Raw genomic sequence first — 25,285 nt, 5'->3', positions numbered from 1 at the left:
CGCGATGCGCCCGGGCCCGCTCGCCGCCACCCTTCTCGCGCTCTCGATCGCGGCCGGCTTCAGCTGGATCGCCGCCCGCCCCTGGACGCAGGCGCCGGGCGCGCCGCCGCCGCCGCGCCCCGCCGCCGCGCCCGAAGCGCCGGACGCCCCGCCCCCGGCGCCCGCGGCGCCCCCGCAAGCGACGGATCTTTCCGATTTCACGCGCCGCCCGCTTTTTTCGGCCGCCCGCCGCCCGCCGCCGCCGGAGACGCCGGGGATCGCGGTCGAGGCGCCCGCGCCCGATCTTCTGTTCGGGCGCTATGAGATCGCCGGCGTCGTGGTGCTCGGCGAGTCCGCGCTGGCGCTGCTCAGGGATTCCGACGGCAAGCTCATCCGGCTGCGCGCGGGGGACCGCATCCCGGCGGGCGGCCCCGGCGCGGGCGAGGCGAGGATCACTGAAATATCGCTCGATTCCTTGACCTTCACGCATCAGGGAGCGACGGTCACCGCGCCGGTCAGACGCGAGGGGGCGAAGACGGAATGATCTGGGTTTTCACGGGCGCCGCCGGCCCGCGTCGTCTACTGATCCTCGGGGCCGCGCTCACGCTCGGCGCCTGCGTCGAAGGCGAGGGCCTCGCGCCGCCATTCTCGAGCGCGGGCCATCTCGGGGCCGGGCCGCCCTCGGCCGCGCCCGCCGCGCCGCCGAACGCCGCCGTCATCTCCGAGGCCGGCTCCGACTGGGCGAAGGGCGGCGCGACGCTGCTCGGCCAGTCCCGCGCGGCGGCGCCCGGCGGCGCGCTCCTCGCGGGGGATCCGCCGCTGGCCGGCGAGCCGGCGAGCCTCGCCATCGAGGACGCGACGATCGCCGACGCCGCCGCCATCGTGCTCGGCGAGGCGCTGAAGCTGCCTTTCGTCGTCGATCCCGGCGCGACCGGCGTGATCAGCTTCCGGACCGCGGCGCCGCTTCCGCCGAACCAGCTTCTGTCGGCGTTCCGCACGGCGCTGGAGGCGCGCGGCCTGTCGCTTTTCCGCGCGGACGGCGTCTGGCGCGTGGCGCCCGCCGGCGCCGTTCCCACGGCGGCCGGCGACACCGAGATGATCCCGCTTCGCTTCATCGCGCCTGAGGAGGCGGCGAAGGCGCTCGAGCTGGCGATGCCGGCGGATCAGGTGCGCGTGATCTCGGGCCCGGGCGGAAACGCCGTTCTCGTCAGCGGCTCGACCGAAGAGCGGGGCCTCGCGCGCGCGACGATCGCCGCGCTCGACATCGACGCGCTGGCGGGAAATTCGGTGATGCTGGTCGGCCTCACCCATGCGCCGGCGGCCTCGCTCGCCGCCGAACTCTCCGCGATCTTCGGCGGCGACGCCTCGCCCGGCGTGCGCGCCGACGGCGGGCCCGGCGGCGCGCCGGGGGGCGCCCCGATCGAGGCCGGCGGGCTCCGCATCGTGCCGCTGGACCGGCTCGGCGCGGTCATGCTCTTGGCGCGCGACGGCGCGACGCTCGACCGCGCCTTCTCCTGGGTTCGCCGGCTCGATCAGCCGCGCGCGGCGGAGGCGCGGCGGCTCTTCGTCTACCGGGTCCAGAACCGGCCGGCGGCGTCGCTCGCCGAATCGCTGAACGCGCTCTTTTCCGGCCAGCCGGTGGAGGGGGCCGAGGCGGCCCCGGTCGACCCCGGCGACGACGCCCCGCCGCGCATCGTCGTCGACGCGGAGAAGAACGCGCTGGTGATCTCCGCAGAATCGCGCCAGTTCGACACGCTGGTGGATCTGATCCGCCAACTCGACAGCGCGCCCCTGCAGGTGCTGGTGGAGACCACGATCCTCGAGGTCACGCTCGGCGATTCGCTGCGCTATGGCGTGCAGTACGCGTTCTCGGTCGGCTCTCTCTTCAATGGCCGCGACGGGGCGGTGACGCTGACCGACACCAATGCGAACATCACCCCGGATTTCCCGGGATTCGCCTTCACCATCGGCTCCAATCTCGGCCCCGAGGCGATCATCGAGGCGCTGGACAGCGTCACCAGCCTCACCGTCGTCTCCTCGCCCAAGCTGCTGGTGCGCGACGGGCAGACGGCGGTGCTCCAGATCGGCGATCAGGTGCCCATCGTCACCCGCACCGCGGAAGGGTTCGATGACAACGCCCGCATCGTCAACGCGGTCGAATACCGGGACACCGGCGTCACGCTTCAGGTGACGCCGCGGGTCAACTCCGGCGGTTTCGTCTCGCTGGAGGTGGAGCAGGAGGTCTCTTCGGTCACGGCGACCACGACATCGGGCATCGACAGCCCGACCATCAGCCGCCGCTCCGTCACCACCGACGTCACCATCCGGTCCGGGCAGACGGTGGTTCTCGGCGGCCTGATCCAGGACTCCTCCTCCTCCGGGCGGAACGGCGTGCCGGTGCTGGACGAGATTCCGATCCTCGGCGCGGCGTTCGGCCGGCGGGATCAGTCCGCCGGGCGAACCGAACTGCTGGCGCTGCTGCGCCCGCATATCCTCTCGTCTCCCGAACAGGCGGAGGATCTGACGGCGCGGCTCCGGGCCGAGTTCGACGCGATCTCCCGCGCGAGCGATGTCCAGCTCAGGACGCCGGGGCGCACGAAGCTGCCGAATTTCAACACGGCGGACTGACCGGGCCGCCGGGGATCAGGCCGCGGCGCCCTCGGTGAACTGGAGCCGCGCGAGGCGGGCGTAGAGGCCGCCTTCGGCGACCAGCGCGTCATGCTTGCCGATGGCGGCGATGCGCCCGGCCTCCATCACCACGATGCGATCCGCCTGTTTCACCGTCGCGAGCCGATGGGCGATGACGATCGTGGTCCGGCCTCTGGCCAGCGCCGCCACCGCCTGCTGCACCAGGCGCTCCGATTCGGCGTCGAGCGCGGAGGTCGCCTCGTCGAGCAGGAGAACCGGCGCATCGCGGAGAATCGCGCGGGCGATGGCGATTCGCTGTTTCTGCCCGCCGGAGAGCATCACGCCGCGCTCGCCGACGAAGCTGTCATACCCTTGGGGAAGCGCGGCGATGAATTCATGCGCGGCGGCGGCGCGGGCGGCGGCCTCCACCTCCGCATCCGTGGCGCCGGGGCGGCCGAAGCGGATGTTCTCCCTCGCCGACGTCGCGAAGATCGCCGGCTCCTGCTGAACCAGCGCGATGCGCGCCCGCAGCGCCTCGGCGCCCACGGCGGCGACATTGACGCCGTCGAGAAAGACGCCGCCCCGGTCCACGTCGTAGAACCGCTGAAGCAGCTGGAAGACCGTGGTCTTCCCCGCCCCCGAAGGGCCGACGAGCGCGACGGTCTCCCCCGGCTGAATGGAGAGGTCGAACCCGTCCAGCGCCGCGACCTCGGGGCGTTGCGGGTAGCGAAACGAGACATCGTCGAAGCGGATCGCGCCCTTGATCGGCGTCGGCAACGGCGCCGGGCTCGCGGGCTCGGCGACCGGATCCTCGGCGCTCAGCAGATCGATCAGCCGCTCGGTCGCGCCGGCGGCGCGCTGCAATTCGCCCCAGATCTCCGCCAGCGCCGCGACCGCGCCGGAGACGAGCACCGCGTAGATCAGGAATTGCGCCAGCTCGCCCGGGGACATCACGTCCGCGCGCACGTCCCGCGCCCCGATCCAGAGCACGCCGACGACGCCGGTGAAGACGAGGAAGATGACGATCGCCGTCATCCAGGCGCGGACCGCGACCCGCCGGCGCGCGGCGCCGAAGGCCTGCTCGGTCAGGTCGCCGAAGCGCGCCCGGCTGGCGCCCTCCCCGGTGAAGGCCTGCACCGTTTGCGCCGCGAGCAGGGTCTCGGACGCCTGCGCCGCGCTTTCGGCGATCCGGTCCTGGCTCTCGCGGCTGAGCCGACGGACCTTGCGGCCGAGAATCAGGATCGGCGCCACCACGAGGGGGACGATCAGAAACGTGAACCCGGTCAGCTTCGGCGAGGTCCAGACCATCAGCCCCATGCCGCCCACGAGCATCAGCGCGTTGCGGAGCGCGATCGAGACCGATGAGGAGATCACCGAGAGCAGGAGCGTCGTATCGGTGGTCAGCCGCGAGATCACCTCGCCGGTCAGGACTTTTTCGTAAAATCCCGGGCTCATGCCGATCACGCGGTCATAGACCGCGCGCCGGATATCGGCGATCACCCGCTCGCCCAGCCGCGTCACGAGCCAGTACCGGAGCGCGGTGGCCACGGCCAGCAGCGCCGCGATGGCGATGGCGGCGGCGAAATACTTGTCCATCAGCGCCGCGCTCTCCTCGGAGAACCCGTCGATCACCCGGCGCACCGCGAGCGGCAAGATCAGGCTGAGCGTCGCGGTGGAGATCAACGCCGCGAGCGCCCCGAAGACCCAGATCCGATAGGGCGCGAGGAACGGCGCGAGCGCCTTCAGAGGCGCCACCGTTTTCGATTTGTCGCGTAATTCGGCCATGCACCCTCCTCGGACGCGCCGATGTAACCGGGGCCGGGCGGGCGCCGCAAGGCGACGGGGCGCCACGCCGCCGCGGAAGGCGGCGCGGCGTGCGCGTTCAGGCCAGCGCAGGCGCGTCGCCGGCCGCGATCATCGCTTTCAGAATGGTCGCGGCGCCGGCCTGCCGGGAGACGGCGTTCGGGTCGTAGACGCCGTCCTTCACATATTTTCCGGACGTGTACTGGGTGGAGAAGCTCCAGAGATACGGGCTGGGCGCGCGCCGATAACGATAGCCGAACCCGTTGAACCGCTCGATCTCATAGAGCGTCCGGGCGAGGGTCCAGTCCTCAATCCGGTGCAATCCATGCCCGCGCAGCGCGTCCGCCGCGCTCTCCTCCCAGGTGAACGGCGGCGTTCCGGTCGCGGGCCGCCCGGCCGGCACCCGCCGCGTGCGCGCCGTCAGCGGATCGCCATTGTGAAGATGGCGTGAGAAATCGAATCCCGCCTCCAGCCCGTGAAGAACCCCGACCACCGCCCAGGGCGCCCCGATCTCGGCCTCGATCGCCTGATAGGCCGCGCGCCCCCGGAGCACGCGGCCGACCACGGCCTCGATCTCCCGGCGATGCGCGGGGCGCGGGCGGGCCGCATGAAACATCGCCTCGTACTCCGCGGCGATCTCGGAGAATTTGGTGGAGCGAATCACGGTTGGCGCAGGCTCTGGCGCCGCGTCCTCCGGCGCGTCCTCCGGCTCCGGCGCCGGCGCGCCCTCCACCGCGCGGCGGGCGGCGGCGAGCCTGTCGGCGGCGGCGGCGCGAAGCGCGCGGCGCGCCGCCGCCCGGTCCGCGTCCGGCGCCCGCGGGTCGCGGGCCAGCGCATTGATCTCGGCGGGCTCAAGCCCGGACAGGTCCGCGCGCGCGCTCATTCGTCGCCCGTCGCGGCGTCCGCCCGCGCATCGAGATAGGCCGAATACTCGGCGAGCGCCGCGCCGGCCGGGGCCGGGGCCGCGGCCCGCTCCCACGCCGCGAGAGCGCGCTCCGCCTCGGCGACGAGCGGCGCGAGCGCCGCCGCCTCCTCCGGGCTCAACGGCGCGCCGGCCGGGTTCATCAGCTCTTCAAGTCCGGTCGCGCCATATCCCGGCGCGGCGCGCGCGAGCAGCGCGCGGAGCCGCGCGTCCGCGGCCGCGACCGCCGCGCCGGCCGCGCGCGCCTCCGGCAGGCCGCGGCCCGCCGTCGCCGCGAACACCGCGTCGACCGCCGTCAGCCAGCGCTCGTCCGCCTCGGCGAGCGCGTCGCCCCGTGTGGCCGACGCGAGAGCCATGAGCGGCGCGAGCCCGGCGCGAAGCGCCTCCGCATCCTTCGCCAGATCGGCGCAGCGCGCGCGCAGCGTCTCCACCTCGTAGCGCGCGTCGCAGGGCGCGCCCGGAATCGCCATTCCGCCCCAGGCCGCGGCCAACGAGTCCAACGCACGCATCCCGGCGTCCCGCGCGTCCGCGGCGCTCGGCGCGGCGAACGGCGCCGTCGCGACGGCCGGCGACGGTGGGACGCAGGCCGTCAGAGTAAGGAAAGCCAGCGCCGCGCCCGCGGCGCGGCGAGTATGTTGCATGTTCATCTGATGTCTCCGCTTGCCGGATCGCGCTCGCGACCCCTGAGCAGGGAGAGTGTTAGCAAGAAGTTCTTAGAATTCGATTAAACTTGCTTCTATCCAGACGGTGTTGCGCGCGCCGCCTCGCCCCGCCCGGCCCGATCCGCTATACCCCGCGCGAGTCAGCATCGGAGGCCCACATGGCGCGCATACTCATCACATCGGCGCTGCCCTATATCAACGGGATCAAGCATCTCGGCAATCTCATCGGCTCGCAGCTGCCGGCGGACGTCTACGCCCGCTTCATGCGCCAGCGCGGGAATGAGGTTCTGTTCATCTGCGCGACGGACGAACATGGCACGCCGGCCGAGCTCGCCGCCGCGAAAGCCGGCGTTCCCGTCGCCGAGTTCTGCGAACGCATGTGGCGGACCCAAAAGGACATCGCGGACGGGTTCCGTCTCTCCTTCGATCATTTCGGCCGCTCCTCGTCCGAGCGCAATCACCGGCTGGTCCAGCATTTCGCCGAACGGCTCGCCGGCGCGGGCCTGATCGACGAAGTCTCCGAGAAGCAGGTCTACTCCCGCGCCGACAAGCGCTTCCTTCCGGACCGCTATATCGAGGGAACCTGCCCGAATTGCGGCTATGAGCGCGCGCGCGGCGACCAGTGCGAGAACTGCACCAAGCAGCTCGACCCGACCGACCTGATCGAGCCGCGCTCCGCCATCTCCGGCTCCACAGATCTCGAAGTGAGAGAGACGAAGCATCTCTATCTGCGCCAGTCCGCGATGCGCGAACATCTGAGGGAATGGATCGACAGCCAGAGCGGCTGGCCGATCCTCAGCACCTCGATCGCGCGGAAATGGCTGGACGACGGCGAGGGGCTTCAGGACCGCTCGATCACCCGCGATCTCGACTGGGGCATCCCGGTCAGAAAGGGCGAGAAGCCCTGGCCGGGCATGGAGGGCAAGGTATTCTACGTCTGGTTCGACGCGCCGATCGAATATATCGGCGCGACCGCGGAATGGGCGGACGCGCGCGGAGAGGACGACGCCGCATGGCGGCGCTGGTGGCGCACCGACGAGGGCGCGGACGACGTTCGTTACGTGCAGTTCATGGCCAAGGACAACATTCCATTCCACACGCTCAGCTTCCCGGCGACGCTGATGGGCTCGGCCGAGCCGTGGAAGCTGGTCGACTACGTCAAGGGGTTCAACTGGCTGCTCTATGAGGGCGGGAAATTCTCCACCAGCGAGGGCCGGGGCGTGTTCATGGATCAGGCGCTGGAGATCCTGCCGTCCGATTACTGGCGCTGGTGGCTGCTGTCGAACGCGCCGGAGAGCGGGGACGCCGATTTCACCTGGGAGAGTTTTCAGGCCGGCGTCAACAAGGACCTCGCGGACGTTCTCGGCAATTTCGTCTCCCGGATCACCAAGTTCTGCCGCGCCCGCTTCGGCGAGACGCTGCCCGAGGGCGGCGCTCCGGGGCCGGAGGAGGAGGCGCTCGCCGCGGAGATCGACGCGCGGATGGCCGATTATGCAGCTGCGATGGAGGCGATCGAAATCCGCCGCGCCGCGCAGGCGCTCCGCGCGATATGGGCCGCCGGGAACGAGTATCTGCAAAAGGCGGCGCCCTGGACCAGGATCAAGACCGACCCGGAGGGCGCGGCGATGACGGTCCGGACCGGGTTGAACCTCGTCCGGCTCTATGGCGTCATCTCGCAGCCGTTCATTCCCGACGCCGCCGGCGCGATGCTCGCGGCGCTGGGGCTCGGTCCGGATCAGCCGTGGCCGCGAAACGCGGCGGAGGCGTTGTCCGCCCTTCCGGCCGGACACGCGTTCACCGTGCCCGACGTGCTGTTCGCCAAGATCGACGACGAACGGCGCGCCGAGCTGGAGAAGAGATTCGCCGGCGCGCATTGAGCGCGCGGGCGCGGCCGCCCGCGGGATCGGCGCTCACGAGACCGGGAAGCCGGCGGATCTGGCGCCCGTGGGCGCGGAGGCCTATTCTCTCGCCCATGGCCCATGACGGACTCATAGAAGATATCGAACGCTGGCTGATCGACACCTCGCTCGGCGAGCCGGATATCGAGCAGCTTTTCGACGCGCTCTGCGCGCGCCTGCTCGGGGTCGGCCCGCCGATCCACCGCGCGGTGCTGACATGGCCGACCCTGCATCCGCTTTTTCAGGCCGAGCAGATATTCTGGAAGCCGGATGACGGGGCGAAGCTCCTGCAATACTCCCACGCCAACCGGGCGACGGAGAGCTGGCTGAAGAGCCCGTTCCACTATGTGCTCACCCACCGTCTGGATTGCCTGCGCCGCCGGCTCACCGGCCCGGACGCCCTGCTCGACTTCGAGGTGCTGGAGGAGTTCCGCGCTCAGGGCTTCACCGACTACCTGATGACGGCGTCGGAGTTCCGCATCGGCGAGGTCGCGCCTTTCGCCGAGCGCAACACCGGCATCATCGCCTCCTGGGCGACCAAGCGCGAGGCCGGATTCACCCGGGGCGACCTGGACGCCCTGAACCGGATCCAGAGGATCTTCGCGGTCGCCTGCCGGGTGGCGATCCAGCGCCGCGTCACCGCCAATCTCGTCAACACCTATCTCGGCCCGACCGCCGGCGCGAAGGCGCTGGCGGGAAATATCCGCCGCGGCGACGGGGCGCGGATCCGGGCCGTCGTCTATTATGCGGATCTCCGCGGCTCCACCATGCTGTCGGAATCCATGCCGGCGGACGAATATCTGGAGTTCCTGCGCGGCTATTTCGATTGCGCGGCGCAGCCCGTGATCGACGAAGGCGGGGAGATCCTCGATTATATCGGCGACGCGGTGCTCGCGATCTTCCCGATTGAGAGCGAGTTCGGCGGGCAGGCCGCGGTGCGCGCCGCCACCCGCGCGATGGAGCGGGCGCTGGCGCTCCGGCGCGAGGCGATGGAGCGGGCGCCCGAGCCCGAGATGCGGTTCTGCGTCTCGCTGGCGGCGGGCGAGGTGATGTTCGGGAACATCGGCGTGCCGTCGCGGCTCTCCTTCTCCGTCATCGGCTCGGTCGTCAACGAGGTCGCGCGGATGGACGACGCCTCGAAGGCGCTCGGCCGGTCGGTTCTGGCGACGCGCGACATCGCTTCGGTCGATCCCGATTCCTGGGTCAGCCTCGGCGAGCGGAGCCTTCCCGGCATGGCGGCGCCGAGCGAACTTTTCGTTCGCCGGTGCGAGCTCGACGCCTTCGAGCCCACCCCGATCACCCTCCCGCGGCCGCCGGCGGTCAGCGCCCGAGCGAACGGATCCGTTCCAGAAGCCACGGATCTTTGACGCCAAGCTCGAAGGCGCGGCGGAAGCGGCGATTCGCCTCCTCCGTCCGGGCGAGCCGATCAAGGAGGAGGCCGGACGCGACGAACGGCGCGCCCCATTCCGGGCTGAGGGCGATCGCCTGATCGAAATCGGCCAGCGCGCCCGCCGGATCCGTGGCCTCGCGGGCGCGGGCGCGCTGAAAATAAGCGCCGGAATCGCTCGGATCTCCATGGATCACCGCGGTGAAATCCGAGACCGCCGCCGCGCCGCGCCCGAGCGCGATCAGGGTCAGGCCGCGGTTGAACCGCGCGTCCACGTTCTGGGCGTCGAGCTGAACGGCGGCGTCGAATTCGGCCAGCGCCGCCTCGGACCGCCCGGCCCGAAGATGGAACGCCCCCCGCGCGAGCCGCACGTCGATGCTCGACGGCGCCAGCGCCAGCGCGCGGTCCAGATCCGCGGCGGCGGCCGCCTGATCGCCGAGATCCTCCTCCGCCTCGGCGCGCCCGATATAGAGCTCGACCCGCTCAAGCCCGGTCGCGGCGGCGGCGGCGAACGCGTCCCGCGCCGGTCCGGGCCGACCCGCGCTCAACAGCGCGTCGGCGAGATTGAGATTCACGGCGAATTCCTGCGTTTTCGACAGCCCCCCCTGCGAGAGCGCGCGGCGGCAATGATGGATCACGTCGGCCACGGGCGCCGAAAGCGAACCGCACCGCGCCAGCGAGCCGTCCTGCGCGGCGCCCGCCGTTGGCGCGGCCGCGAAGCCCGCGACGACGAGGGGAGCTATGAATTTCAATCTCATATCATCGATGATAGCGCGCGGCGCCTTCAACGCCAATCGCTCCGTCGTCGCCCGGGCCCCGCCATGCGCGGCGCCCATGGAAAGCTTGCGCGCGGCCCCGGCCTCCCGCATGCTTTCGTCGCGGGCCTGACGCGCGGGCTTGATCGCCGCAAGGCGGGACATTCACTGGCGCTCACAAGATGGGGAGACAAAGATGGCGGGCGAATCCGACAAGTTCGAGGTTTATCAGGACAAACGCGGCGAATGGCGCTGGCGGCGCAAGGCGTCGAACGGGCAGATCGTCGGCGCGGCCTCCGAAGGCTACACCAGCAGAGCCGACGCGGAGGCGAATATGAACCGCGGCCCGAATCCCAAGGACAAGTGGGAATTTTACGAAGACAAGCGCGGCGAGTGGCGCTGGCGGCGCAAGGCGTCGAACGGGCAGATCGTCGGCGCGGCCTCCGAAGGCTACACCAGACGCGCAGACGCGGAAGCCAACGCCGCGCGGCAGGGATGGTCCGCCTGAGCGCATCGACGTCGACAGCGGCGCGCCTCGACGCCGATTTCGAATGAGAGAGGCGCGCCCACGCTTCATGCGGATTGCGAAACCGGCGCGCGCCGGCCTATACGGGCGCAACCCAACCGGAGCCGCACCGGAGCCGCCATGACCCGCCTTTCCCTTCGCCGCCCAGACGACTGGCATCTGCATCTTCGGGACGGCGCCGTGCTGAGGGCGACGGCCCCCGAAAGCGCGCGCGACTTCGCGCGGGCCATCATCATGCCGAATCTCGTCCCGCCGGTGGTGACGGCGGCGGACGCGCGCGCCTATCGGAGCAGGATCGGAGCGGCGGCGGGCGCGCGCTTCGCGCCGCTGATGACGCTTTACCTCACCGAGACCACCGACCCCGAGGACGTCGCCGCGGCGCACGCCGAGGGCCTGATCGCCGCGGTCAAGCTCTACCCCGCGGGCGCCACCACCAATTCCGCCTCCGGCGTCCGCGACTTCGACAAGGTGCGCGGGGTGCTGGAGCGCATGGCCGAGATCGGCCTGCCGCTCTGCGTCCATGGCGAGGTCACCGACCCCGAGATCGACATCTTCGACCGGGAGGCGGTGTTCATCGACCGGGTGCTCGACCCGCTCCGCCGGGCGATCCCCGGCCTTCGGGTGGTGATGGAGCATGTGACCACCAGCGACGGCGTGGATTACGCCGACGCGGGGGGCGACGATCTCGCCGCGACGATCACCACGCATCATCTGATCATCAACCGGAACCATCTCTTCGCAGGCGGGATCCGGCCGCATTATTATTGCCTGCCCATCGCCAAGCGCGAACGCCACCGCCTCGCGCTCCGCGCCGCGGCCACGAGCGGGCGGCGCGGATTCTTCCTCGGGACCGATTCCGCGCCGCATATCGACCCGCTGAAGCTTTCCGCCTGCGGGTGCGCCGGGGTCTTCTCGGCGACGAACACGCTGTCCTGCCTCGCGCATGTCTTCGAGGAGGAGAACGCGCTTGACCGGCTGGAGGCGTTCACGTCTCTCAACGGGCCGGCGTTCTACGGCCTGCCGGTGAACGAGGAGCGGATCGAGCTTGAAAAATCGGCCGATCCGGTCGACTACCCGGCCCGTATCGAAACCGGGGACGGGCCGGTCACGGTGTTCGACCCCGGCTTTCCCCTTTTCTGGCGGGTGGTGAGGTAGCGCTATGTTTCAGAACAGCTTTCCCGACGATGAGCTGATGGCGCGGCAGACCGCGCGGATGCTGCTGGAGGTGGAGGCGGTGCATTTTCGCAGCGCGGACCCGTTCCGGCTCACCTCCGGCCTGCTCAGCCCGGTCTATATCGATTGCCGGAAGCTGATCTCCTATCCGCGGATTCGCGGCGCGCTGATGGATTTCGCCGTCTCGAAACTCATGCGCTCCGCCGGGTTCGAGGCGTTCGACGCCGTCGCCGGCGGCGAGACGGCGGGCATCCCCTTCGCCGCCTGGATCGCGGAGCGCATGGCGCTCCCGATGCAATATGTCCGAAAGAAGCCGAAGGGGTTCGGGCGCAACGCGCAGATCGAAGGCGTGATCGAGGAGGGCCAGCGGGTTCTCCTCGTCGAGGATCTGACGACCGACGGCGGCTCGAAGCTGAACTTCGCCGAGGCGATCCGGGCCACGGGCGCGCGCTGCGATCACACGCTCGTCATCTTCTTCTACGACATCTTCGACGGCTCGACCGAACGGCTCGCCGACGCGGGATTGACGCTCCATCATCTCGCGACATGGCGCGACGTGCTGGCGGAGGCGCGCGCGGGCGCCCATTTCGACAAGCGCACGCTCGACGCGGTCGGGGACTTCCTGTCCGACCCGATCGGCTGGTCCGAGGCGGCGGGCGCGCCCGAGGCCTGATCCCGCCCGCTGATATTCCCCTTGCCCTCGGCGCGCTTCTCCGGTTCCTTTGTTCCCACGGGAGCGGAGGGGGCGATGACGACATTGATGCAGGGCTTTCCACCGGCGGAGGCCGACCGCGCCACGCTGGCCAACTGGCGAACGGGGCCTTACTGCGCCTGGGCGTTTCATCATGTGCGCGAACTGGTGCCGAGCGCCGAGATCGAGAACGATCCGGACGACGTCTGGCGGCTGGAGCCGGGGCGGATCGATCTTTCCGGCGTCGATCTGGAAAGAGCGATGGACGCCACCTCGACCGACGCGGTGGCGATCATCCATGAAGGCCGGCTCGCGCATGAGGTCTACCGGAACGGAATGACCGCGCGCGCGCCGCATATCCTGATGTCGGTCTCGAAATCCATGCTCGGTCTCGTCGCCGGCTCGGCGATGGAGCGGGGGGAGATCGGCGAGGACGCCCTCGCCACCGATTACGTGCCGGAACTGGCTGAGACCGCCTATGCCGGCGCGACGATCCGCAACCTTCTCGACATGCGCGCCGGCGTGAAATTCGATGAAGATTATCTCGCCACCGCCGGCCCGATCATCGACTATCGCTTCGCCGCGAACTGGAACCCGACCCCGCCGGGCCGGGAGGCGGGGGATCTGCGCTCCTTCATGAACAAGATGCAGGACTCGGACGGGCCTCATGGCGGCCGGTTCCATTACGTCTCTCCCAATACGGATCTCCTCGGATGGATCCTGGAGCGGGCGACGGGCCTGCGCTACGCCGATCTCGTCGCGGAGCGGCTCTGGCGGCCGCTCGGCGCGGAGCGGCCCGGCTACATCACCGTGGACCGGATCGGCGGCGCGCGCGCGGCCGGCGGCGTGTGCCTCACCGCGCGCGACCTCGCCCGGGTCGGCATGATGATGGCCGATGGCGGCGTGCGGGACGGGCGCCGCGTGATCCCCGAATCCTGGATCGAGGACATCGAGACGGCGGGCGACGCCGACGCCTGGCGAAAGGGCGATTTCAAGGATCTCTTCGGCGATATCGACGTCGCCTATCGCTCCAAATGGTATATCCGGCTGGGCGAGACGCCGCTCATATTCGGGCTCGGCATCCACGGCCAGTATCTTTTCATCGACCGCAGGCGCCGACTCTCGATCGCGTGGTTCTCCAGCGGGCATGAACCGATCGACGAGGGCAAGATCTTGAAGGTGATGGATACTGTGGAAAAAATCAGAAAGGCTGCGTCATGAACGATCTTTGGCGGTTTGGCGCGGCGGAGACCGCGCGCATGGTGAAGGCGGGCGAGGCGACGGCGGTCGAGGCAACCCGCTCCGCGCTCGGCCGGATCGACGCGGTGAACCAGAAATTGAACGCGGTGGTCCGGCGGATGGATGAAGAGGCGCTGACCGCGGCGGCGGCCGTCGACGCGGCGCGCGCGGCCGGGGAGCCGCTCGGCCCGCTCGCCGGGGTTCCGGTGACGGTGAAGGAGAATGTCGACCAGGTCGGCCATCCCACCACCAACGGGCTCCGGACGCAGCGCGACCTGATCGCCACGGAGGACAGCCCCGTCATCTCGAACTTGAGGCGCGCGGGCGCGATCATCATCGGGCGGACGAACACGCCTGCGTTCTCGCTGCGCTGGTTCACCCGCAATTCGCTCCACGGCGCGACGCTGAACCCGTGGAACCCGGCGCTGACGCCGGGCGGCTCCTCCGGCGGCGCCGCCTCCGCGACGGCGGCCGGCATCGGCGCGATGGGGCACGGGACGGATATCGCCGGCTCGGTCAGGTATCCGGCCTATTCCTGCGGCGTTCAGGGCGTCCGCCCGACCCAGGGCCGGGTGCCGGCCTGGAACCCCTCGGCGCCCGACCGCCATATCGGCGGCCAGCTGATGGCGGTCTCCGGCCCCCACGCCCGCAGCATCGAGGATCTGCGCCTGACGCTGACGGCGATGGCCCAGCCGGATCTTCGCGACCCATGGCATTCGCCCGCCCCGCTCGACAGCGGCCCCTTCGCGCGCCGCGCCGCGCTTTGCGTCGCGCCGGAGGGCATGCCGACGGATCCCGCGGTCGAGGCCGCGCTTCGCGACGCCGCCCAGCGGCTCAGCGACGCCGGCTGGGAGGTGGAGGAGACGCCCTGCCCGCCGCTGCGCGAACCGGCGCGGCTCCAGCTCCAGCTCTGGCTCGCGGAGATGCGCCTCGGCGGCGGCGCCGCCGTGGCGAAGGAAGGCGACAGCGACGCCATCCATGTTTTCGCCGAAATGCAGAAGCTCAGCCCCGACCCGACGAAGGAGGACATTCTGAGCGCGCTGCAGAAGCGGCTCACGCTTCTGCGCGAATGGCAGACGTTCCTCGCCGAGCGGCCGGTGCTGATCTGCCCGGTCTCGGCCGAGCCGCCCTTTCCGGTTCAACTCGATATCGAGGATTTCCCGCGCGCGCTGGAGGCGCAACTGGTGCAGGTCGGCCTGCCGCTCATGGGGATTCCGGCGGTCAGCGTCTTCACCGGCTTCACCGAAACCGCGCATGGGCGCGCGCCGCTCGGCGCGCAGCTGGTCGGCGCCCGGTATCGAGAGGATGTGCTCTTCGCCGCCGCGACCGAAATCGAGGCGAGAGGGCCGAAAGTGGAGATCGCGGAGCCCTGAGCGGGGCGCGGCGCGCCAGCCCTTCTTCCGCCTCCCGCCATGCGCGGCGACGCGCAGCGAAAAGGACATGAGATGAAGGACTTCGAAGGCCGCATCGCCCTGGTCACAGGATCGGCCACCGGGCTCGGCCGGTCCATGGCGATCAAGCTGGCGGAGCGCGGCGCGACCGTGATCGTCAACTACACCCGAAGCGAAGCGGAGGCGCGGGAGACGGCGGAGACCATCGCCGCCGCCGGCGCCGGCGTCGCGATCGTCAAGGCGGACGTCTCGACGAAGGAAGGCTGCGCGCTTCTTCACGAAGCCGCGGCGCCCTTCGGCCGCCTCGACATTCTCATGAACAACGCGGGGATCACCCGCCACGCCCGCAATCACGGCGACCTCGACGCGCTGTCGAAAGACGACTTCATGGCGACCTACGCGGTGAACGTCGTCGGCCCGTTTCTCGCCCTGCAGGCGTTGAAGCCTCTGCTCCTCGCCGCCCACGCCGCGACCGGCAGGGCCAGCGCGGTTCTCAACACGTCATCCATCGCCGGCACGACGGGCATCGGCTCCTCCGTCGCCTACGCGGCCTCGAAAGGCGCGCTGAATACGATGACGCTCAGTCTCGCGCGGGGGCTCGCGCCGGCGATCCGGGTCAATTCCGTCTGTCCGGGGTTTATCGGCACGCGCTGGTTTCAGGACGCGATGGACGAGAGCGCCTACGCCGCCGTGGTCAAGCGGGTCGAGGCGACGACGCCGCTCAACGCCGCCGCCGGCCCGGACGATATCGCGGACGCCGCTCTCTTTTTCGTCTCCGACGCCGCGCGCCACGTGACCGGCGAGTTGCTGCATGTCGACGCCGGACTTCATCTCGGCTTCTCCTCCCTCAAGGCGCGCTGAACGCGCGCCCGCCATATCGGCGCCCGGCCGGATTTGACGCGCCCCGGCCCTCGACAGAGCGCCGGACGGCGACTAAATCGTCACTGGGTCCAGGGTTCAGGATCTTAAAAACGGCAAGGAGACATTTCATGACCCTTCGCATCGGCGACATCGCCCCCGACTTCAAGGCCGAGACGACGGAAGGCCCGATTCAATTTCACGAATGGCTCGGCGATAGTTGGGCGCTCCTCTTTTCGCATCCCAAGGATTTTACGCCGGTCTGCACCACGGAACTTGGGCGGATCGCAAACCTGAAGCCCGAGTTCGACCGCCGCGGCGTGAAACTGATGGGGCTGTCGGTCGATCCGGTCGAAAATCACGCGAAATGGGGACAGGACATCGCCGATGTCTGCGGCGCCGCGCCGAACTATCCGATGATCGGCGACACCGACCTGAAGGTCGCCAAGCTTTACAACATGCTTCCCGCCGGCGCGGGCGAGAGCTCCGACGGGCGCACCGCCGCCGATAACGCCACCGTCCGCACGGTCTATATCATCGGCCCGGACAAGACGATCCGCCTCATGCTGATCTATCCGATGAGCACCGGCCGGAATTTCGACGAGATCCTGCGCGTGATCGACGCGATGCAGCTCGCCGCCAAACACAAGGTCGCGACGCCGTCCGACTGGAAACCGGGCGAGGATGTGATCATCTCCCCCGCGATGTCCAATGAAGACGCGGAAAAGACCTTCCCGGGCTACAAGACCGTGAAGCCCTATCTGAGGACGACGCCGCAGCCGAAATGAGGGCCGCCTGTCGCGGATGGCGATCGGCGATCGCTCCGCGCGGCCGCGGTTGACCGGGGCGGGGAAGGCGCTTCCCCGCCCCGGCCCCATCGGCCCGCATCTCGCGGCCGCGGCGAGACGCCGGCCGGGCGCTTTCAGGACCGACGCCCGAGGCCGCCCCGCGGCGGTCAGACCGAAAGCGAGCCGGTCTGCATCATTCCCGAGGCCAGATAACCGCCGTCGACCGCCAGGACATGGCCGTTGACATAGCGCGCCTGACGCGAGGCCAGAAAGACGATGGCGGCCGCGATATCCTCGGGATCGGCCAGAAAGCCGGAGGGGATCATCGGGATCAGCGAGGCCCGCGTCTCATCGGTATAGACCGCCTCGGTCATCGCGGTCACCGTGGCGCCGGGCGCGACCGCGTTGGCGGTGACGCCGTGGCGGCCAAGCTCCAGCGCCATCTGCCGGGTCAGCCCGGCGATGGCGGCCTTGGACGTTCCGTAGGCCGTGCGTCCGACCCCGGCGCGAAACCCGCTGATCGAGGAGAGATTGACGATCCGGCCATAGCCGGCGGCCTTCATGCCCGGCGCGGCGCGCTGGCCGCAGAGGAAGCTGCCGGTGACATTGACCGCGAACACCCGGTTCCATGTCTCGACGTCGAACTCGTCAAAGGGTTCGACCCTGAGAATGCCGGCGCTGTTCACCAGGATCGAGGCCGGCCCGCGCCAGGCCTCGACCCGGTCGAAGGCGGCGCTCACGGACGCCTTGTCCTGCACGTCGATCTGAACGGCCAGAGCCTCGCCCCCGGCCTCGCGAACGCCGGCGGCGGTCTCCTCGACCGCGGCGGCGTCGATATCCGCGACCGCCACCGGCGCGCCCATCCGGGCCAGCGCCGTCGCCGCCGCGCGGCCGATCCCCGACCCGCCGCCGGTGATCATGGCGGCGCCTTTTTCAAGCGAAAACATCGGATCTCCCTCCCTCATCGGATCACGGCGCCATCATCTGCGGCAGCCAAGTGATGATCGCCGGAAATGCGAAGAGGGTCGCGATCGTGACGAACTCCATCAGGACGAACCAGAGCGCCCCCCTGAATATCTCCGGCAACGGCGTCTCCCGGTCGATCCCGGCGATGACATAGACGTTCAGCCCCACCGGCGGCGTGATCAGGCCGATCTCGCACATCTTGACGGTCAGAATGCCGAACCAGATCGGGTCGAACCCGAGCGATATCACCGTGGGGAACATGATCGGAATCGTGATGACCATCATCGAGAACGCATCGAGGAACATGCCCATCGGCACGAAGACGAGGAGCAGCATCGCGACGATCAGATACGGCGGCAGGCCGGACTGGACCACCGCCTCCGCCAACTGGTTCGGAACCTGGATCAGGGTCAGGAAATAGCTGAAGATCGCGGCGCCGATGATGGTGAAGAGGATCATCACCGTCGTGTCGATGGTGGAGCGGAAACTGTCGACGATCCGGCCCATCAGCCCCGGCCAGGAGGCGCGGTGCGCCAGCAGCATGAGGAACGCGGCGAACGCGCCGAGCGCGCCGGCCTCGGTCGGGGTGACGAGGCCGAGATAGATCCCGCCCATGACCACGAGGAAGAGAACGGCCACCTGCCACGCCTTGCCGGTTTCGCTGAGCGCGTCGGCCCAGGTCGCGCGCGCGGAGACCGCCTTCCGCGCCTCGCCGCGCCGGGCGATGAAATAGATCCCGATCATGAACATGGCCGTCGTCAGCAGACCGGGGAGGATGCCGGCGATCAGCATCGCGCCGGCGGAGGTTTCGGTCAGCGCGGCGTAGAAGATCAGGAGGACGCTGGGCGGAATGAGAACCCCGAGCACGCCGCCGGCGGCCACCGCCCCGGCCGCCAGGCTGCCGGCGTATCCGGCCTTTTTCATCTCCGGGATCGCGACCGAGCCGACGGTCGCCGCCGTCGCCACGCTGGAGCCCGAGGTCGCGGCGAAGCCCGCGCTGGTCAGGATCGCCGCCATCGCCAGACCGCCGGGCAGATGGCCGACCCATCGGCTGGCCACGTCGAACAGCTTCTTGCCCACCTGGGCGTGCTGCGCGAAACTGCCCATCAGGATGAACAAGGGAATGATCGTCAGGGTGTAGACGGCCGTCGTCGCATAGGAGATCGACTTGAGCCGGGTCATCAGGAAGTGGAGATCCTCGACCATGACGATCCCGGCCGCCCCCGACAGGGCCAGCGCGGCGAAGACCGGCGTTCCAAGCCCCATCAGCAGAAAGATCAGCGCCACGGAGAGATAGGCGGCGATGCTGGGATCCATCACGGTCTCCTCGGTCAGGCGACGCCGGTTCCGGGGCGCGCGCGCCGCTCCGGTTCACCGAAGAGAAGGGTCTGAATCGACTGGATCGCCATCTGGATGCAGGCGAACCACAGCCCGATCGCCATGCTGGCCTTGGTCCACCAGATCGGAATCTTGACGTATCCCCAGCGGAATTCCCAGATCGAGATGGAGTAGATCGCCTCGTTCGTCGCCGGGAGCGCCAGCATCAGCAGCGCCAGCGCGCCGATGGCCCAGGCGACGCCCGTGACGCGGGCGCGGGCGGCGCCGGAGAGTCTGTCGGTCAGGACGGTCACGCGGATATGCGCGTCGCCGCGCTGCGCCCAGCCGGCGCCGAGGAAGACCAGCATCACCAGAGCGAGCTCGGTGAATTCGAACACGCCGGAGATCGGGTTGCCGGTGACGGCGCGCACGATCACGTCCAGCGTGGTGCCGAACATCAGAAAGGCGAGAAACAGCATGGCGACCGCGCCGAGCACGTCGGACACGATGGTGAGGATCCTGTTCAGAACCCGCATCACCCGGTCTTTCGTCTCACGCGGCCGCCGCCGTTCATCAGGACGCCTGGCTGATTTCATAGGGCCGCTTCAGCGTGCCCTTGGGGTCGTGTTTGGCGATCGCCGCGTCGACCAGCGACTGCATCTTCTCGCCGTCGATCCCCGCCGGTTTCGCCGTGTCTTCCAGCCATGAGTTGACCTGAGCGGGCTGCACGATCTTCTTGGCCATCGCCTTCTGATCGTCCGGGATCGTGCTGAGCGTCACGCCCTCGGCCTCGGCGGTCTTGACGTATCGCGCCAGCACCTCCTCGTAGATCGCGCTGAACTGGCCGCCATAGATCTCGCTCACGATCTCGTCCGAGACCTTGCGCACATCCTCGGGCAGCCCGTCATAGACCTGCTTGTTCATGATCGTGGCGGCCGGCGCGTGCGGGCCGTCGCCGATATCATAGAATTGCGGCGCGATCTCGTGGAGCTTGTAGGCGATCGCGGTCACGAAATCGAAGCCGTAGACCCCGTCGAGAATGCCGCGCTCCAGCGCCTGATAGACCTCGGGCGCCGCCATCGGGATCGCGGCGCCGCCAAGCCCCTCGACCACGTCGGCCGACACGCCATAGGCCCGGATCCGCTTGCCCTTGATCTCCTCGATGGAGCTGATCGGCGTGCGCAGGATCATCGGCGCGTAGTTCCAGTTGGTCCAGTAAAGCACCTTGGAGCGATGGCGCTCCTCCCATTCGGCCCTGAGCGGGTCGAACTGCTCGTAGACGTCGCGGCAGACCTGTTGCAGCGCGTCGGCCCGGTTCATGCGGAAATACCATTCCAGCCCGCGCGTCACCGGCAGTTCGGCCTGATAGTAGCCCGGCGAGATCAGGGTGATCTCCGAGGTTCCGTCACGCGCGGCGGCCAGATGCTCGCCCACCTTGTTCAGCGAGCCCGACCAGTAGCGGCGGATGGTCACCTCGCCCGCGGTGCGTTTCTCCAGCTCGTCCAGATACCAGCGGTCGATCCAGGAGGGGCCGGCGGAATCGGAGACGTAGCTGTCGAATTTCAGCGACGTCGCCGCCCGCGCCAGCGACGGCGCGCCGAGAAGCATGGCGCCCGAAGCGGCGGCTCCCGATTTCAGAAAAGTCCTGCGTTTCATGTCGATCTCCCCTTTATCGGGCGTCCGCACCTCAGAGCGCCCTGGTTCCTCCCGCGCGGCTCACGCCCGCCGTTCCGATTTCGAAAGCAGCGCGGCGCGTTCCCGCAGATTGGTTTTCAAGACCTTCCCGTAACTGTTCTTCGGGAGATCCTGCACGAAATGATAGTGTTTCGGCTTCTTGAACGACGCCATGCGGCTCCTGCACCAGGCGTCGAGATCAGGGGCGGCGCAGGACTTTCCCGCGCGGGGCACGATGAAGGCGACGACATCCTCGCCCCATTCCGCGCTCGGCGTTCCGATCACCGACACCTCGAACACGGCGTCATGCGCCAGAAGCGCCTCCTCCACCTCGCGGGGATAGATGTTCGAGCCGCCGGAGATGATGACGTCCTTCGAGCGGTCGGTCAGGGTCACGAACCCGTCCCGGTCCATCGACCCGAGATCGCCGGTGCGCAGCCAGCCGTCCACGATGGTCTCGGCGGTGGCCTTGTCGTTGCGCCAGTAGCCTTTCATCACCGCATCGCCCGCGGCGACGATCTCTCCGGTCTCGCCGGGGGCCACCTCGCGCATCTCGGAGTCCACCACCCGGACCTGCATGCAGGCCTGCGCGAACCCGACCGAGGCGCGCCGGGCGCTGGCCTCGGGGTGCGTGGTGTCGGCGACGAGGTCGCGGGGCAGCACGGTGATCGTCATCGGGCTTTCGCCCTGACCGTAGATCTGGACGAAGCGCGCGCCGAACCGGCGCAGCGCCTCATCGATATCGGCGAGATACATCGGGCCGCCGCCATAGATGATCGTCTTGATCCCCGCGCCGTCATAACCGGCGTCGGCGGCGTAGGCGATCAGGCGCTTGACCATGGTGGGCGCGGCGAAGAACACCAGATCGCCGAGGTCCCGGGCCAGCCCGGCGATTTCCTCGGGATCGAAGCCGCAGGACCGCGGCACGACATGGACGCCGCCCGCGCGGATGATCGGAAAGTGATAGAGCCCGGCGCCATGCGAGAGGGGAGCGGCGTAAAGCGCGTTGTCCCGCGGCGAGACCGTGTCCACGTCGATCGCATAGGCGAGGGACATCGCGACGAGATTGCGGTGGGTCAGCATGACCCCCTTCGGCCGCCCCGTCGTGCCCGAGGTGTAGAACAGCCAGGCGACCTCGTCAGGGTCCATCGCGGCCGGCGGGGCCATCGGCGGGGCCTCCCGCGCGGCCCTGGCCAGATCCGCGCTTCCGATGCTCAGCTCGACGCAGCCGCCGATCAGATCGTCCTCATCGGCGTAGAGCCGCCCGGTTTCGGTGATCGCGACGCTGGCGCCGGAATCGCCGATGATCCACGCGGCCTCGCGCGGGTGCAGCTTGTAATTGATCGGCACGACGATGGCGCCGATCCACAAGACCGCGTGCAGCGCCTCCAGATAGTCCGGGCGGTTGCCGACGAACAGCGCGACCCGGTCCCCCCGGCCGACGCCGAGCGTGTCGGCCAGATAGCGCCCCATGGCCGCGCTTCGCCGCGCGAAATCGCCATAGCTCGCGTGCAGGTCGGCGCCGAACCGGATCGCTGGGGCATCCGGTCGGACCAACGCGGTCTGATGGAGCCAGCGCGAGATATTCATCGCTTCTCAGCCCTTTCGCGCTTCCAGAACCGAGACGTAATTGGCGACCGCCGCCCCGCCCATATTGCAGATCAGCCCCAGATTGGCGCCCGGTTTCTGAATGCCGCCGGCCTGATCGGTCAGCTGGCGGTAGGCGAGCACATGCATGGAGACGCCGGTCGCGCCGACCGGATGGCCCTTCGCCTTGAGTCCGCCGGAGAGGTTCACCGGCAACGCGCCGTCGCGGTAGACCGCGCCCTCCTCCAGCGCGCGCGCGCCCTGCCCTTTCGCCGTCAGCCCCATCGCCTCGTACATCAGCAGCTCGGCGATGGTGAAACAATCGTGCACCTCGGCGAAATCGATGTCCTTCAACGTGACGCCGGCCGATTTGAACGCCTCGGCGAAGGCCCGCTCCGGCCCCTCGAAGGCCAGGAAATCGCGGCTCGACATCGGCAGAAAGTCGCTCACATGCGTCGCGGCGCGAACCGCGACCGATTTTGGGAAATTCGCCGCGTTCTCGTCCGTCGTCAGCACCAGCGCGGCGGCGCCGTCGGTGACCAGGGAGCAATCGGTCAGCCGCAGCGGCGGCGCGATCTCCGGGTTGGAGTTGGACACCGTGCTGCAATGCTCGAAGGAGAACTCCTTGTGCATCTGGGCAAGCGGGTTGGCCATGGCGTTGGCGTGATTCTTGACCGCGATCCGCGCCATCGCGTCCAGCGGGTCGGCGTAGCGCGCCGCGTAATCGCGGGCCGCGACGCCGAACACCTGCGGAAAGCTCAGCGCCGCCTCGTCCGCGTCGTTCTGATAACCCGCGCCGGCCAGCGCCGCGGTCACCTCGCGGGTCGAGCGGTTGGTCATCTTCTCGGCGCCGACCACCAGAACCGTGCGCGCCCCGCCCGCCCGGATCGCGTTCATTCCGGCGTGGATCGCCGCCGAGCCGGACGCGCAGGCGTTCTCCGCCCGCGCCGCCGGCTTGAACCGCAATTCGGGATACGCCTGATGGATCAGCGACGACGCGAAGCCGTCCGAGACCAGACCCGAGTTGAAGTGCCCCAGGAACACCGCGTCGATATCCGCCGGGTCGACGCCCGAGTCCTCGACCGCTTCACGCGCCGCGGCGACGATCAGCTCCTCGAGATTCTCATCCAGCCGCCCAAATTTCGTGTGGCCGCCGCCGACGATCGAGATTCCGGTGCTCATGGTATTCTCCTTGTACTTGCCGAACTGGATGACGCGGCGTCAGACAAGTGATATCCGTGAAACCACGCAATGCAACATCTAGTCCACAACATGACGGGCGTCCATATTCGACATGTTCACCGCCCAGGAGCGGCGACGCTGGACGGATGAGCGATGGGCGGCCTCGGCGACCGGCCCCTCCCGCGCGACCACTTCATCCAGCGATGGGCGCGGCCCTGCGCGAACGCGCGCTCAAGCGGGCCGAGGGGGCCATGACCGGCGCGTTGGACCGGCTTTCGCGGGGCCGGTCATGACGCCCGCAAGGCGGCCTCGACGCGTGTCCGGAGGTCGGGCGGCAGGGCGTCGATCGCGCGCGCCATGGCGAGCAGATCCCGCCGCGCGCCATGCAGCTGATCGATGAGCGAGATCACCACTTCGAGCGCGGTTTCGTCCATCTCGAAATCTTCGGACAAGTCGCAGAGAAGCTCCAGCCTCGCGATGTCTATGCGGCGAAACACATAGCCGCCGCCCTCTTTTTGAGGCTTGACGAACTCCACTTCGATGAAACGGACGAGTTGGCTGCGGGTCAGTCGTTCGACTGTGGTGATGACTTCATCTTCTGAAAATCGGTCCTTCATGTCCCGGCCCCTTTCAACAGTTCCGACCGCGGGTCGAACGGATGGGTCTTGCGCCATTCGGTGAGGAACTCGCGCAGGCCGTCATCGGTTTCGGGCGGAGCCACGATCCTGAGTTCGACCCGCTGGTCGCCTTTCGTCTTCCGGCCCGCGCGCGCGACCCCGCGGCCGCGCAGGCGCAGAACCTGGCCCGAACTGGCGCCCTCGGGGATCGTGAGCTTGACGGGCCCGTCGATCGTCGGCGCCGTCACCTTGCCGCCGAGCACCGCCTCGTCGATGGTGATGGGCAGCGCGATCACAATGTCGTCACCCTCGCGCCGGAACACCGGATGGGGGCGCACCGAAACGGTGATCAGCGCATCCCCGGCCGGCCCGCCGCCGAAGCCGGGACGCCCCTTGCCGCGCAGCCGCAATGTCTGGCCGTCATCCGTGCCCTGAGGGATCTTGACCGCGAGGCCCTGGCCGTCCGGCAGGGTGATGCGGGTCTCGGCGCCGCGCGCCGCGTCCAGAAACGGCACTTCGAGGGAATAGCGGGCGTCGGGGCCGGGGGCGGAAAACCCTCTGTCGCCAAACTCGTCGCCGCCGGCGGCGCGCGCCCGGTTGCGCAGGATCTCGGCGAAGATATCCGCAGGGTCGGCGTCGCGGCCAAACCCGCGCGTCTGCTGATAGACGTTGTCCGGGGCCTCCGCGAAATCGCGATAATAGTGGCGCTGCGGGCGCTCCGCGCCCAGCCCGTCAATTTCTCCGGCGTCATAGCGCGCGCGGGTTTCGGGGTCTTTCAGCACCTCGTAGGCGGCGGTTATCTTCTTGAACCGCGCCTCCGCGCCGGGATCGTCGGGGTGAATGTCCGGATGGCAGGTGCGCACCAGTTTCCGGTAGGCCTTCTTGATGTCGGCCGCCGTCGCCGCCTTGTCGAGGCCCAGCGCTTCATAGGGATCATTTTGCATTCAGGACTTTCTCCGCCATGACCAGAACCGGGCGTCTCGCCACCCCGCCGCAATTTCCCGACCGCGCGTGATCGATCCGGCCTCCGCGGCCGCCGGTCGGATGCGCCATGCCGCGCAGGGCTCGCCTTACCACAAAACCTCCGCCAGATTCGCGCCTCTTATCAGGTTTCCGCGCCGTCGTCATTGGGAGGGCCGGGCCCGTTTCCGGCCAGATCGGACGCAGACTTCCATCTGCGCGGATCGATGTGGATGCGGTCTTTGTTCGGCGGCCGGCGCCGGCGGGAGGCGGAGATCCGCC

General features: G+C 69.1%; 23 protein-coding genes. 11 read left to right on the top strand and 12 right to left on the bottom strand.

The window, feature by feature from the left end:
- Positions 1–4: 4 nt before the first annotated feature.
- On the top strand, positions 5–523 hold the full coding sequence (locus tag WG921_RS01660) for a hypothetical protein (RefSeq protein WP_340107458.1): 519 nt from the start codon (positions 5–7) through the stop codon (positions 521–523).
- Positions 520–2,607 (top strand): secretin N-terminal domain-containing protein, encoded by a 2,088-nt coding sequence (locus tag WG921_RS01655; protein WP_340107457.1) that lies wholly within the window; start codon positions 520–522, stop codon positions 2,605–2,607. Before WG921_RS01660 ends, WG921_RS01655 begins: the two co-directional genes overlap by 4 nt.
- Positions 2,608–2,622: 15 nt before the next feature.
- Here WG921_RS01655 and WG921_RS01650 read toward each other — a convergent pair whose 3' ends face one another.
- From WG921_RS01650 to WG921_RS01640, 3 genes are all read right to left on the bottom strand, one after another.
- The gene (locus WG921_RS01650) at positions 2,623–4,392 is read right to left on the bottom strand and encodes an ABC transporter transmembrane domain-containing protein (protein WP_340107456.1); all 1,770 of its coding nucleotides are present in this window, start codon (positions 4,390–4,392) and stop codon (positions 2,623–2,625) included.
- A 97-nt stretch (positions 4,393–4,489) separates the two neighbouring features.
- Positions 4,490–5,293, bottom strand: coding sequence for a hypothetical protein (locus tag WG921_RS01645; RefSeq protein ID WP_340107455.1), 804 nt, complete (start codon positions 5,291–5,293; stop codon positions 4,490–4,492).
- Complete coding sequence (locus WG921_RS01640; RefSeq protein ID WP_340107454.1) at positions 5,290–5,841, bottom strand: hypothetical protein; 552 nt, start codon at positions 5,839–5,841, stop codon at positions 5,290–5,292. The genes WG921_RS01645 and WG921_RS01640 overlap by 4 nt, the downstream gene beginning before the upstream one ends.
- Before the next feature lie 311 nt (positions 5,842–6,152).
- Between WG921_RS01640 and metG the strand changes: the two genes are divergently transcribed.
- Both metG and WG921_RS01630 read left to right on the top strand, forming a co-directional pair.
- Complete coding sequence (gene metG, locus WG921_RS01635; protein WP_340107453.1) at positions 6,153–7,871, top strand: methionine--tRNA ligase; 1,719 nt, start codon at positions 6,153–6,155, stop codon at positions 7,869–7,871.
- A 95-nt stretch (positions 7,872–7,966) separates the two neighbouring features.
- Positions 7,967–9,259 carry an adenylate/guanylate cyclase domain-containing protein gene (locus tag WG921_RS01630; RefSeq protein ID WP_340107452.1) on the top strand — a complete coding sequence of 431 codons (1,293 nt, stop codon included), beginning with the start codon at positions 7,967–7,969 and terminating at the stop codon, positions 9,257–9,259.
- On the opposite strand, the gene WG921_RS01625 is transcribed toward WG921_RS01630, so the two are convergent.
- Positions 9,213–10,031 (bottom strand): tetratricopeptide repeat protein, encoded by an 819-nt coding sequence (locus WG921_RS01625; protein WP_340107451.1) that lies wholly within the window; start codon positions 10,029–10,031, stop codon positions 9,213–9,215. The two genes, WG921_RS01630 and WG921_RS01625, sit on opposite strands and share 47 nt — an antisense overlap.
- A 199-nt stretch (positions 10,032–10,230) precedes the next feature.
- Here WG921_RS01625 and WG921_RS01620 point away from each other — a divergent pair, with 199 nt between their 5' ends.
- The 7 genes from WG921_RS01620 (at position 10,231) to WG921_RS01590 (ending at position 16,700) form a co-directional block, all read left to right on the top strand.
- A complete protein-coding gene (locus WG921_RS01620) occupies positions 10,231–10,542 on the top strand; it encodes a YegP family protein (RefSeq protein ID WP_340107450.1) in 312 nt (103 codons plus the stop codon).
- 138 nt (positions 10,543–10,680) lie between these two features.
- The gene (gene pyrC, locus WG921_RS01615) at positions 10,681–11,715 is read left to right on the top strand and encodes a dihydroorotase (RefSeq protein ID WP_340107449.1); all 1,035 of its coding nucleotides are present in this window, start codon (positions 10,681–10,683) and stop codon (positions 11,713–11,715) included.
- Positions 11,716–11,719: 4 nt separating this feature from the next.
- The gene (locus WG921_RS01610; RefSeq protein WP_340107448.1) at positions 11,720–12,406 is read left to right on the top strand and encodes an orotate phosphoribosyltransferase; all 687 of its coding nucleotides are present in this window, start codon (positions 11,720–11,722) and stop codon (positions 12,404–12,406) included.
- Positions 12,407–12,481: 75 nt separating this feature from the next.
- Positions 12,482–13,645: a serine hydrolase domain-containing protein gene (locus WG921_RS01605; protein WP_340107447.1), complete on the top strand. Its 1,164-nt coding sequence runs from the start codon at positions 12,482–12,484 to the stop codon at positions 13,643–13,645.
- Complete coding sequence (locus tag WG921_RS01600) at positions 13,642–15,036, top strand: amidase family protein (protein ID WP_340107446.1); 1,395 nt, start codon at positions 13,642–13,644, stop codon at positions 15,034–15,036. Before WG921_RS01605 ends, WG921_RS01600 begins: the two co-directional genes overlap by 4 nt.
- A 72-nt stretch (positions 15,037–15,108) precedes the next feature.
- Positions 15,109–15,915: an SDR family NAD(P)-dependent oxidoreductase gene (locus tag WG921_RS01595; protein WP_340107445.1), complete on the top strand. Its 807-nt coding sequence runs from the start codon at positions 15,109–15,111 to the stop codon at positions 15,913–15,915.
- Positions 15,916–16,043: 128 nt separating this feature from the next.
- Positions 16,044–16,700, top strand: a complete 657-nt coding sequence (locus tag WG921_RS01590) for a peroxiredoxin (protein ID WP_340107444.1) — start codon at positions 16,044–16,046, stop codon at positions 16,698–16,700.
- Between the two features lie 167 nt (positions 16,701–16,867).
- Here WG921_RS01590 and WG921_RS01585 read toward each other — a convergent pair whose 3' ends face one another.
- From WG921_RS01585 to WG921_RS01550, 8 genes are all read right to left on the bottom strand, one after another.
- Positions 16,868–17,647, bottom strand: a complete 780-nt coding sequence (locus WG921_RS01585) for an SDR family NAD(P)-dependent oxidoreductase (protein ID WP_340107443.1) — start codon at positions 17,645–17,647, stop codon at positions 16,868–16,870.
- A 22-nt stretch (positions 17,648–17,669) separates the two neighbouring features.
- Positions 17,670–18,983: a TRAP transporter large permease gene (locus tag WG921_RS01580; RefSeq protein ID WP_340107442.1), complete on the bottom strand. Its 1,314-nt coding sequence runs from the start codon at positions 18,981–18,983 to the stop codon at positions 17,670–17,672.
- A gap of 14 nt (positions 18,984–18,997) precedes the next feature.
- On the bottom strand, positions 18,998–19,519 hold the full coding sequence (locus tag WG921_RS01575; protein WP_340107441.1) for a TRAP transporter small permease: 522 nt from the start codon (positions 19,517–19,519) through the stop codon (positions 18,998–19,000).
- 37 nt (positions 19,520–19,556) lie between these two features.
- Entirely contained in the window at positions 19,557–20,639 is a 1,083-nt protein-coding gene (dctP, locus tag WG921_RS01570; RefSeq protein WP_340107440.1) for a TRAP transporter substrate-binding protein DctP, read from the bottom strand.
- Between the two features lie 60 nt (positions 20,640–20,699).
- On the bottom strand, positions 20,700–22,247 hold the full coding sequence (locus tag WG921_RS01565) for a class I adenylate-forming enzyme family protein (RefSeq protein WP_340107438.1): 1,548 nt from the start codon (positions 22,245–22,247) through the stop codon (positions 20,700–20,702).
- A 6-nt stretch (positions 22,248–22,253) separates the two neighbouring features.
- The gene (locus WG921_RS01560) at positions 22,254–23,426 is read right to left on the bottom strand and encodes a thiolase domain-containing protein (RefSeq protein ID WP_340107436.1); all 1,173 of its coding nucleotides are present in this window, start codon (positions 23,424–23,426) and stop codon (positions 22,254–22,256) included.
- Between the two features lie 287 nt (positions 23,427–23,713).
- Entirely contained in the window at positions 23,714–24,043 is a 330-nt protein-coding gene (locus WG921_RS01555) for a hypothetical protein (protein WP_340107434.1), read from the bottom strand.
- A complete protein-coding gene (locus WG921_RS01550) occupies positions 24,040–24,987 on the bottom strand; it encodes a J domain-containing protein (protein WP_340107432.1) in 948 nt (315 codons plus the stop codon). Before WG921_RS01550 ends, WG921_RS01555 begins: the two co-directional genes overlap by 4 nt.
- Positions 24,988–25,285 lie beyond the last annotated feature (298 nt).

This window comes from Paludibacillus litoralis (assembly GCF_037646705.1).
Classification (GTDB): domain Bacteria; phylum Pseudomonadota; class Alphaproteobacteria; order Rhodobacterales; family Rhodobacteraceae; genus Pikeienuella; species Pikeienuella litoralis.
This window is presented reverse-complemented; position numbering and strand designations above follow the sequence as displayed.

Excerpts from the sequence above, each read along its gene's own strand:
- WG921_RS01660 (WP_340107458.1), top strand. The coding sequence starts at position 5 with ATGCGCCCGGGCCCGCTCGCCGCCACCCTTCTCGCGCTCTCGATCGCG.
- WG921_RS01655 (WP_340107457.1), top strand. The coding sequence starts at position 520 with ATGATCTGGGTTTTCACGGGCGCCGCCGGCCCGCGTCGTCTACTGATC.
- WG921_RS01650 (WP_340107456.1), bottom strand. The coding sequence starts at position 4,392 with ATGGCCGAATTACGCGACAAATCGAAAACGGTGGCGCCTCTGAAGGCG.
- WG921_RS01645 (WP_340107455.1), bottom strand. The coding sequence starts at position 5,293 with ATGAGCGCGCGCGCGGACCTGTCCGGGCTTGAGCCCGCCGAGATCAAT.
- WG921_RS01640 (WP_340107454.1), bottom strand. The coding sequence starts at position 5,841 with ATGCGTGCGTTGGACTCGTTGGCCGCGGCCTGGGGCGGAATGGCGATT.
- metG (WP_340107453.1), top strand. The coding sequence starts at position 6,153 with ATGGCGCGCATACTCATCACATCGGCGCTGCCCTATATCAACGGGATC.
- WG921_RS01630 (WP_340107452.1), top strand. The coding sequence starts at position 7,967 with ATGGCCCATGACGGACTCATAGAAGATATCGAACGCTGGCTGATCGAC.
- WG921_RS01620 (WP_340107450.1), top strand. The coding sequence starts at position 10,231 with ATGGCGGGCGAATCCGACAAGTTCGAGGTTTATCAGGACAAACGCGGC.
- pyrC (WP_340107449.1), top strand. The coding sequence starts at position 10,681 with ATGACCCGCCTTTCCCTTCGCCGCCCAGACGACTGGCATCTGCATCTT.
- WG921_RS01610 (WP_340107448.1), top strand. The coding sequence starts at position 11,720 with ATGTTTCAGAACAGCTTTCCCGACGATGAGCTGATGGCGCGGCAGACC.
- WG921_RS01605 (WP_340107447.1), top strand. The coding sequence starts at position 12,482 with ATGACGACATTGATGCAGGGCTTTCCACCGGCGGAGGCCGACCGCGCC.
- WG921_RS01600 (WP_340107446.1), top strand. The coding sequence starts at position 13,642 with ATGAACGATCTTTGGCGGTTTGGCGCGGCGGAGACCGCGCGCATGGTG.
- WG921_RS01595 (WP_340107445.1), top strand. The coding sequence starts at position 15,109 with ATGAAGGACTTCGAAGGCCGCATCGCCCTGGTCACAGGATCGGCCACC.
- WG921_RS01590 (WP_340107444.1), top strand. The coding sequence starts at position 16,044 with ATGACCCTTCGCATCGGCGACATCGCCCCCGACTTCAAGGCCGAGACG.
- WG921_RS01585 (WP_340107443.1), bottom strand. The coding sequence starts at position 17,647 with ATGTTTTCGCTTGAAAAAGGCGCCGCCATGATCACCGGCGGCGGGTCG.
- WG921_RS01580 (WP_340107442.1), bottom strand. The coding sequence starts at position 18,983 with ATGGATCCCAGCATCGCCGCCTATCTCTCCGTGGCGCTGATCTTTCTG.
- WG921_RS01575 (WP_340107441.1), bottom strand. The coding sequence starts at position 19,519 with ATGCGGGTTCTGAACAGGATCCTCACCATCGTGTCCGACGTGCTCGGC.
- dctP (WP_340107440.1), bottom strand. The coding sequence starts at position 20,639 with ATGAAACGCAGGACTTTTCTGAAATCGGGAGCCGCCGCTTCGGGCGCC.
- WG921_RS01565 (WP_340107438.1), bottom strand. The coding sequence starts at position 22,247 with ATGAATATCTCGCGCTGGCTCCATCAGACCGCGTTGGTCCGACCGGAT.
- WG921_RS01560 (WP_340107436.1), bottom strand. The coding sequence starts at position 23,426 with ATGAGCACCGGAATCTCGATCGTCGGCGGCGGCCACACGAAATTTGGG.
- WG921_RS01555 (WP_340107434.1), bottom strand. The coding sequence starts at position 24,043 with ATGAAGGACCGATTTTCAGAAGATGAAGTCATCACCACAGTCGAACGA.
- WG921_RS01550 (WP_340107432.1), bottom strand. The coding sequence starts at position 24,987 with ATGCAAAATGATCCCTATGAAGCGCTGGGCCTCGACAAGGCGGCGACG.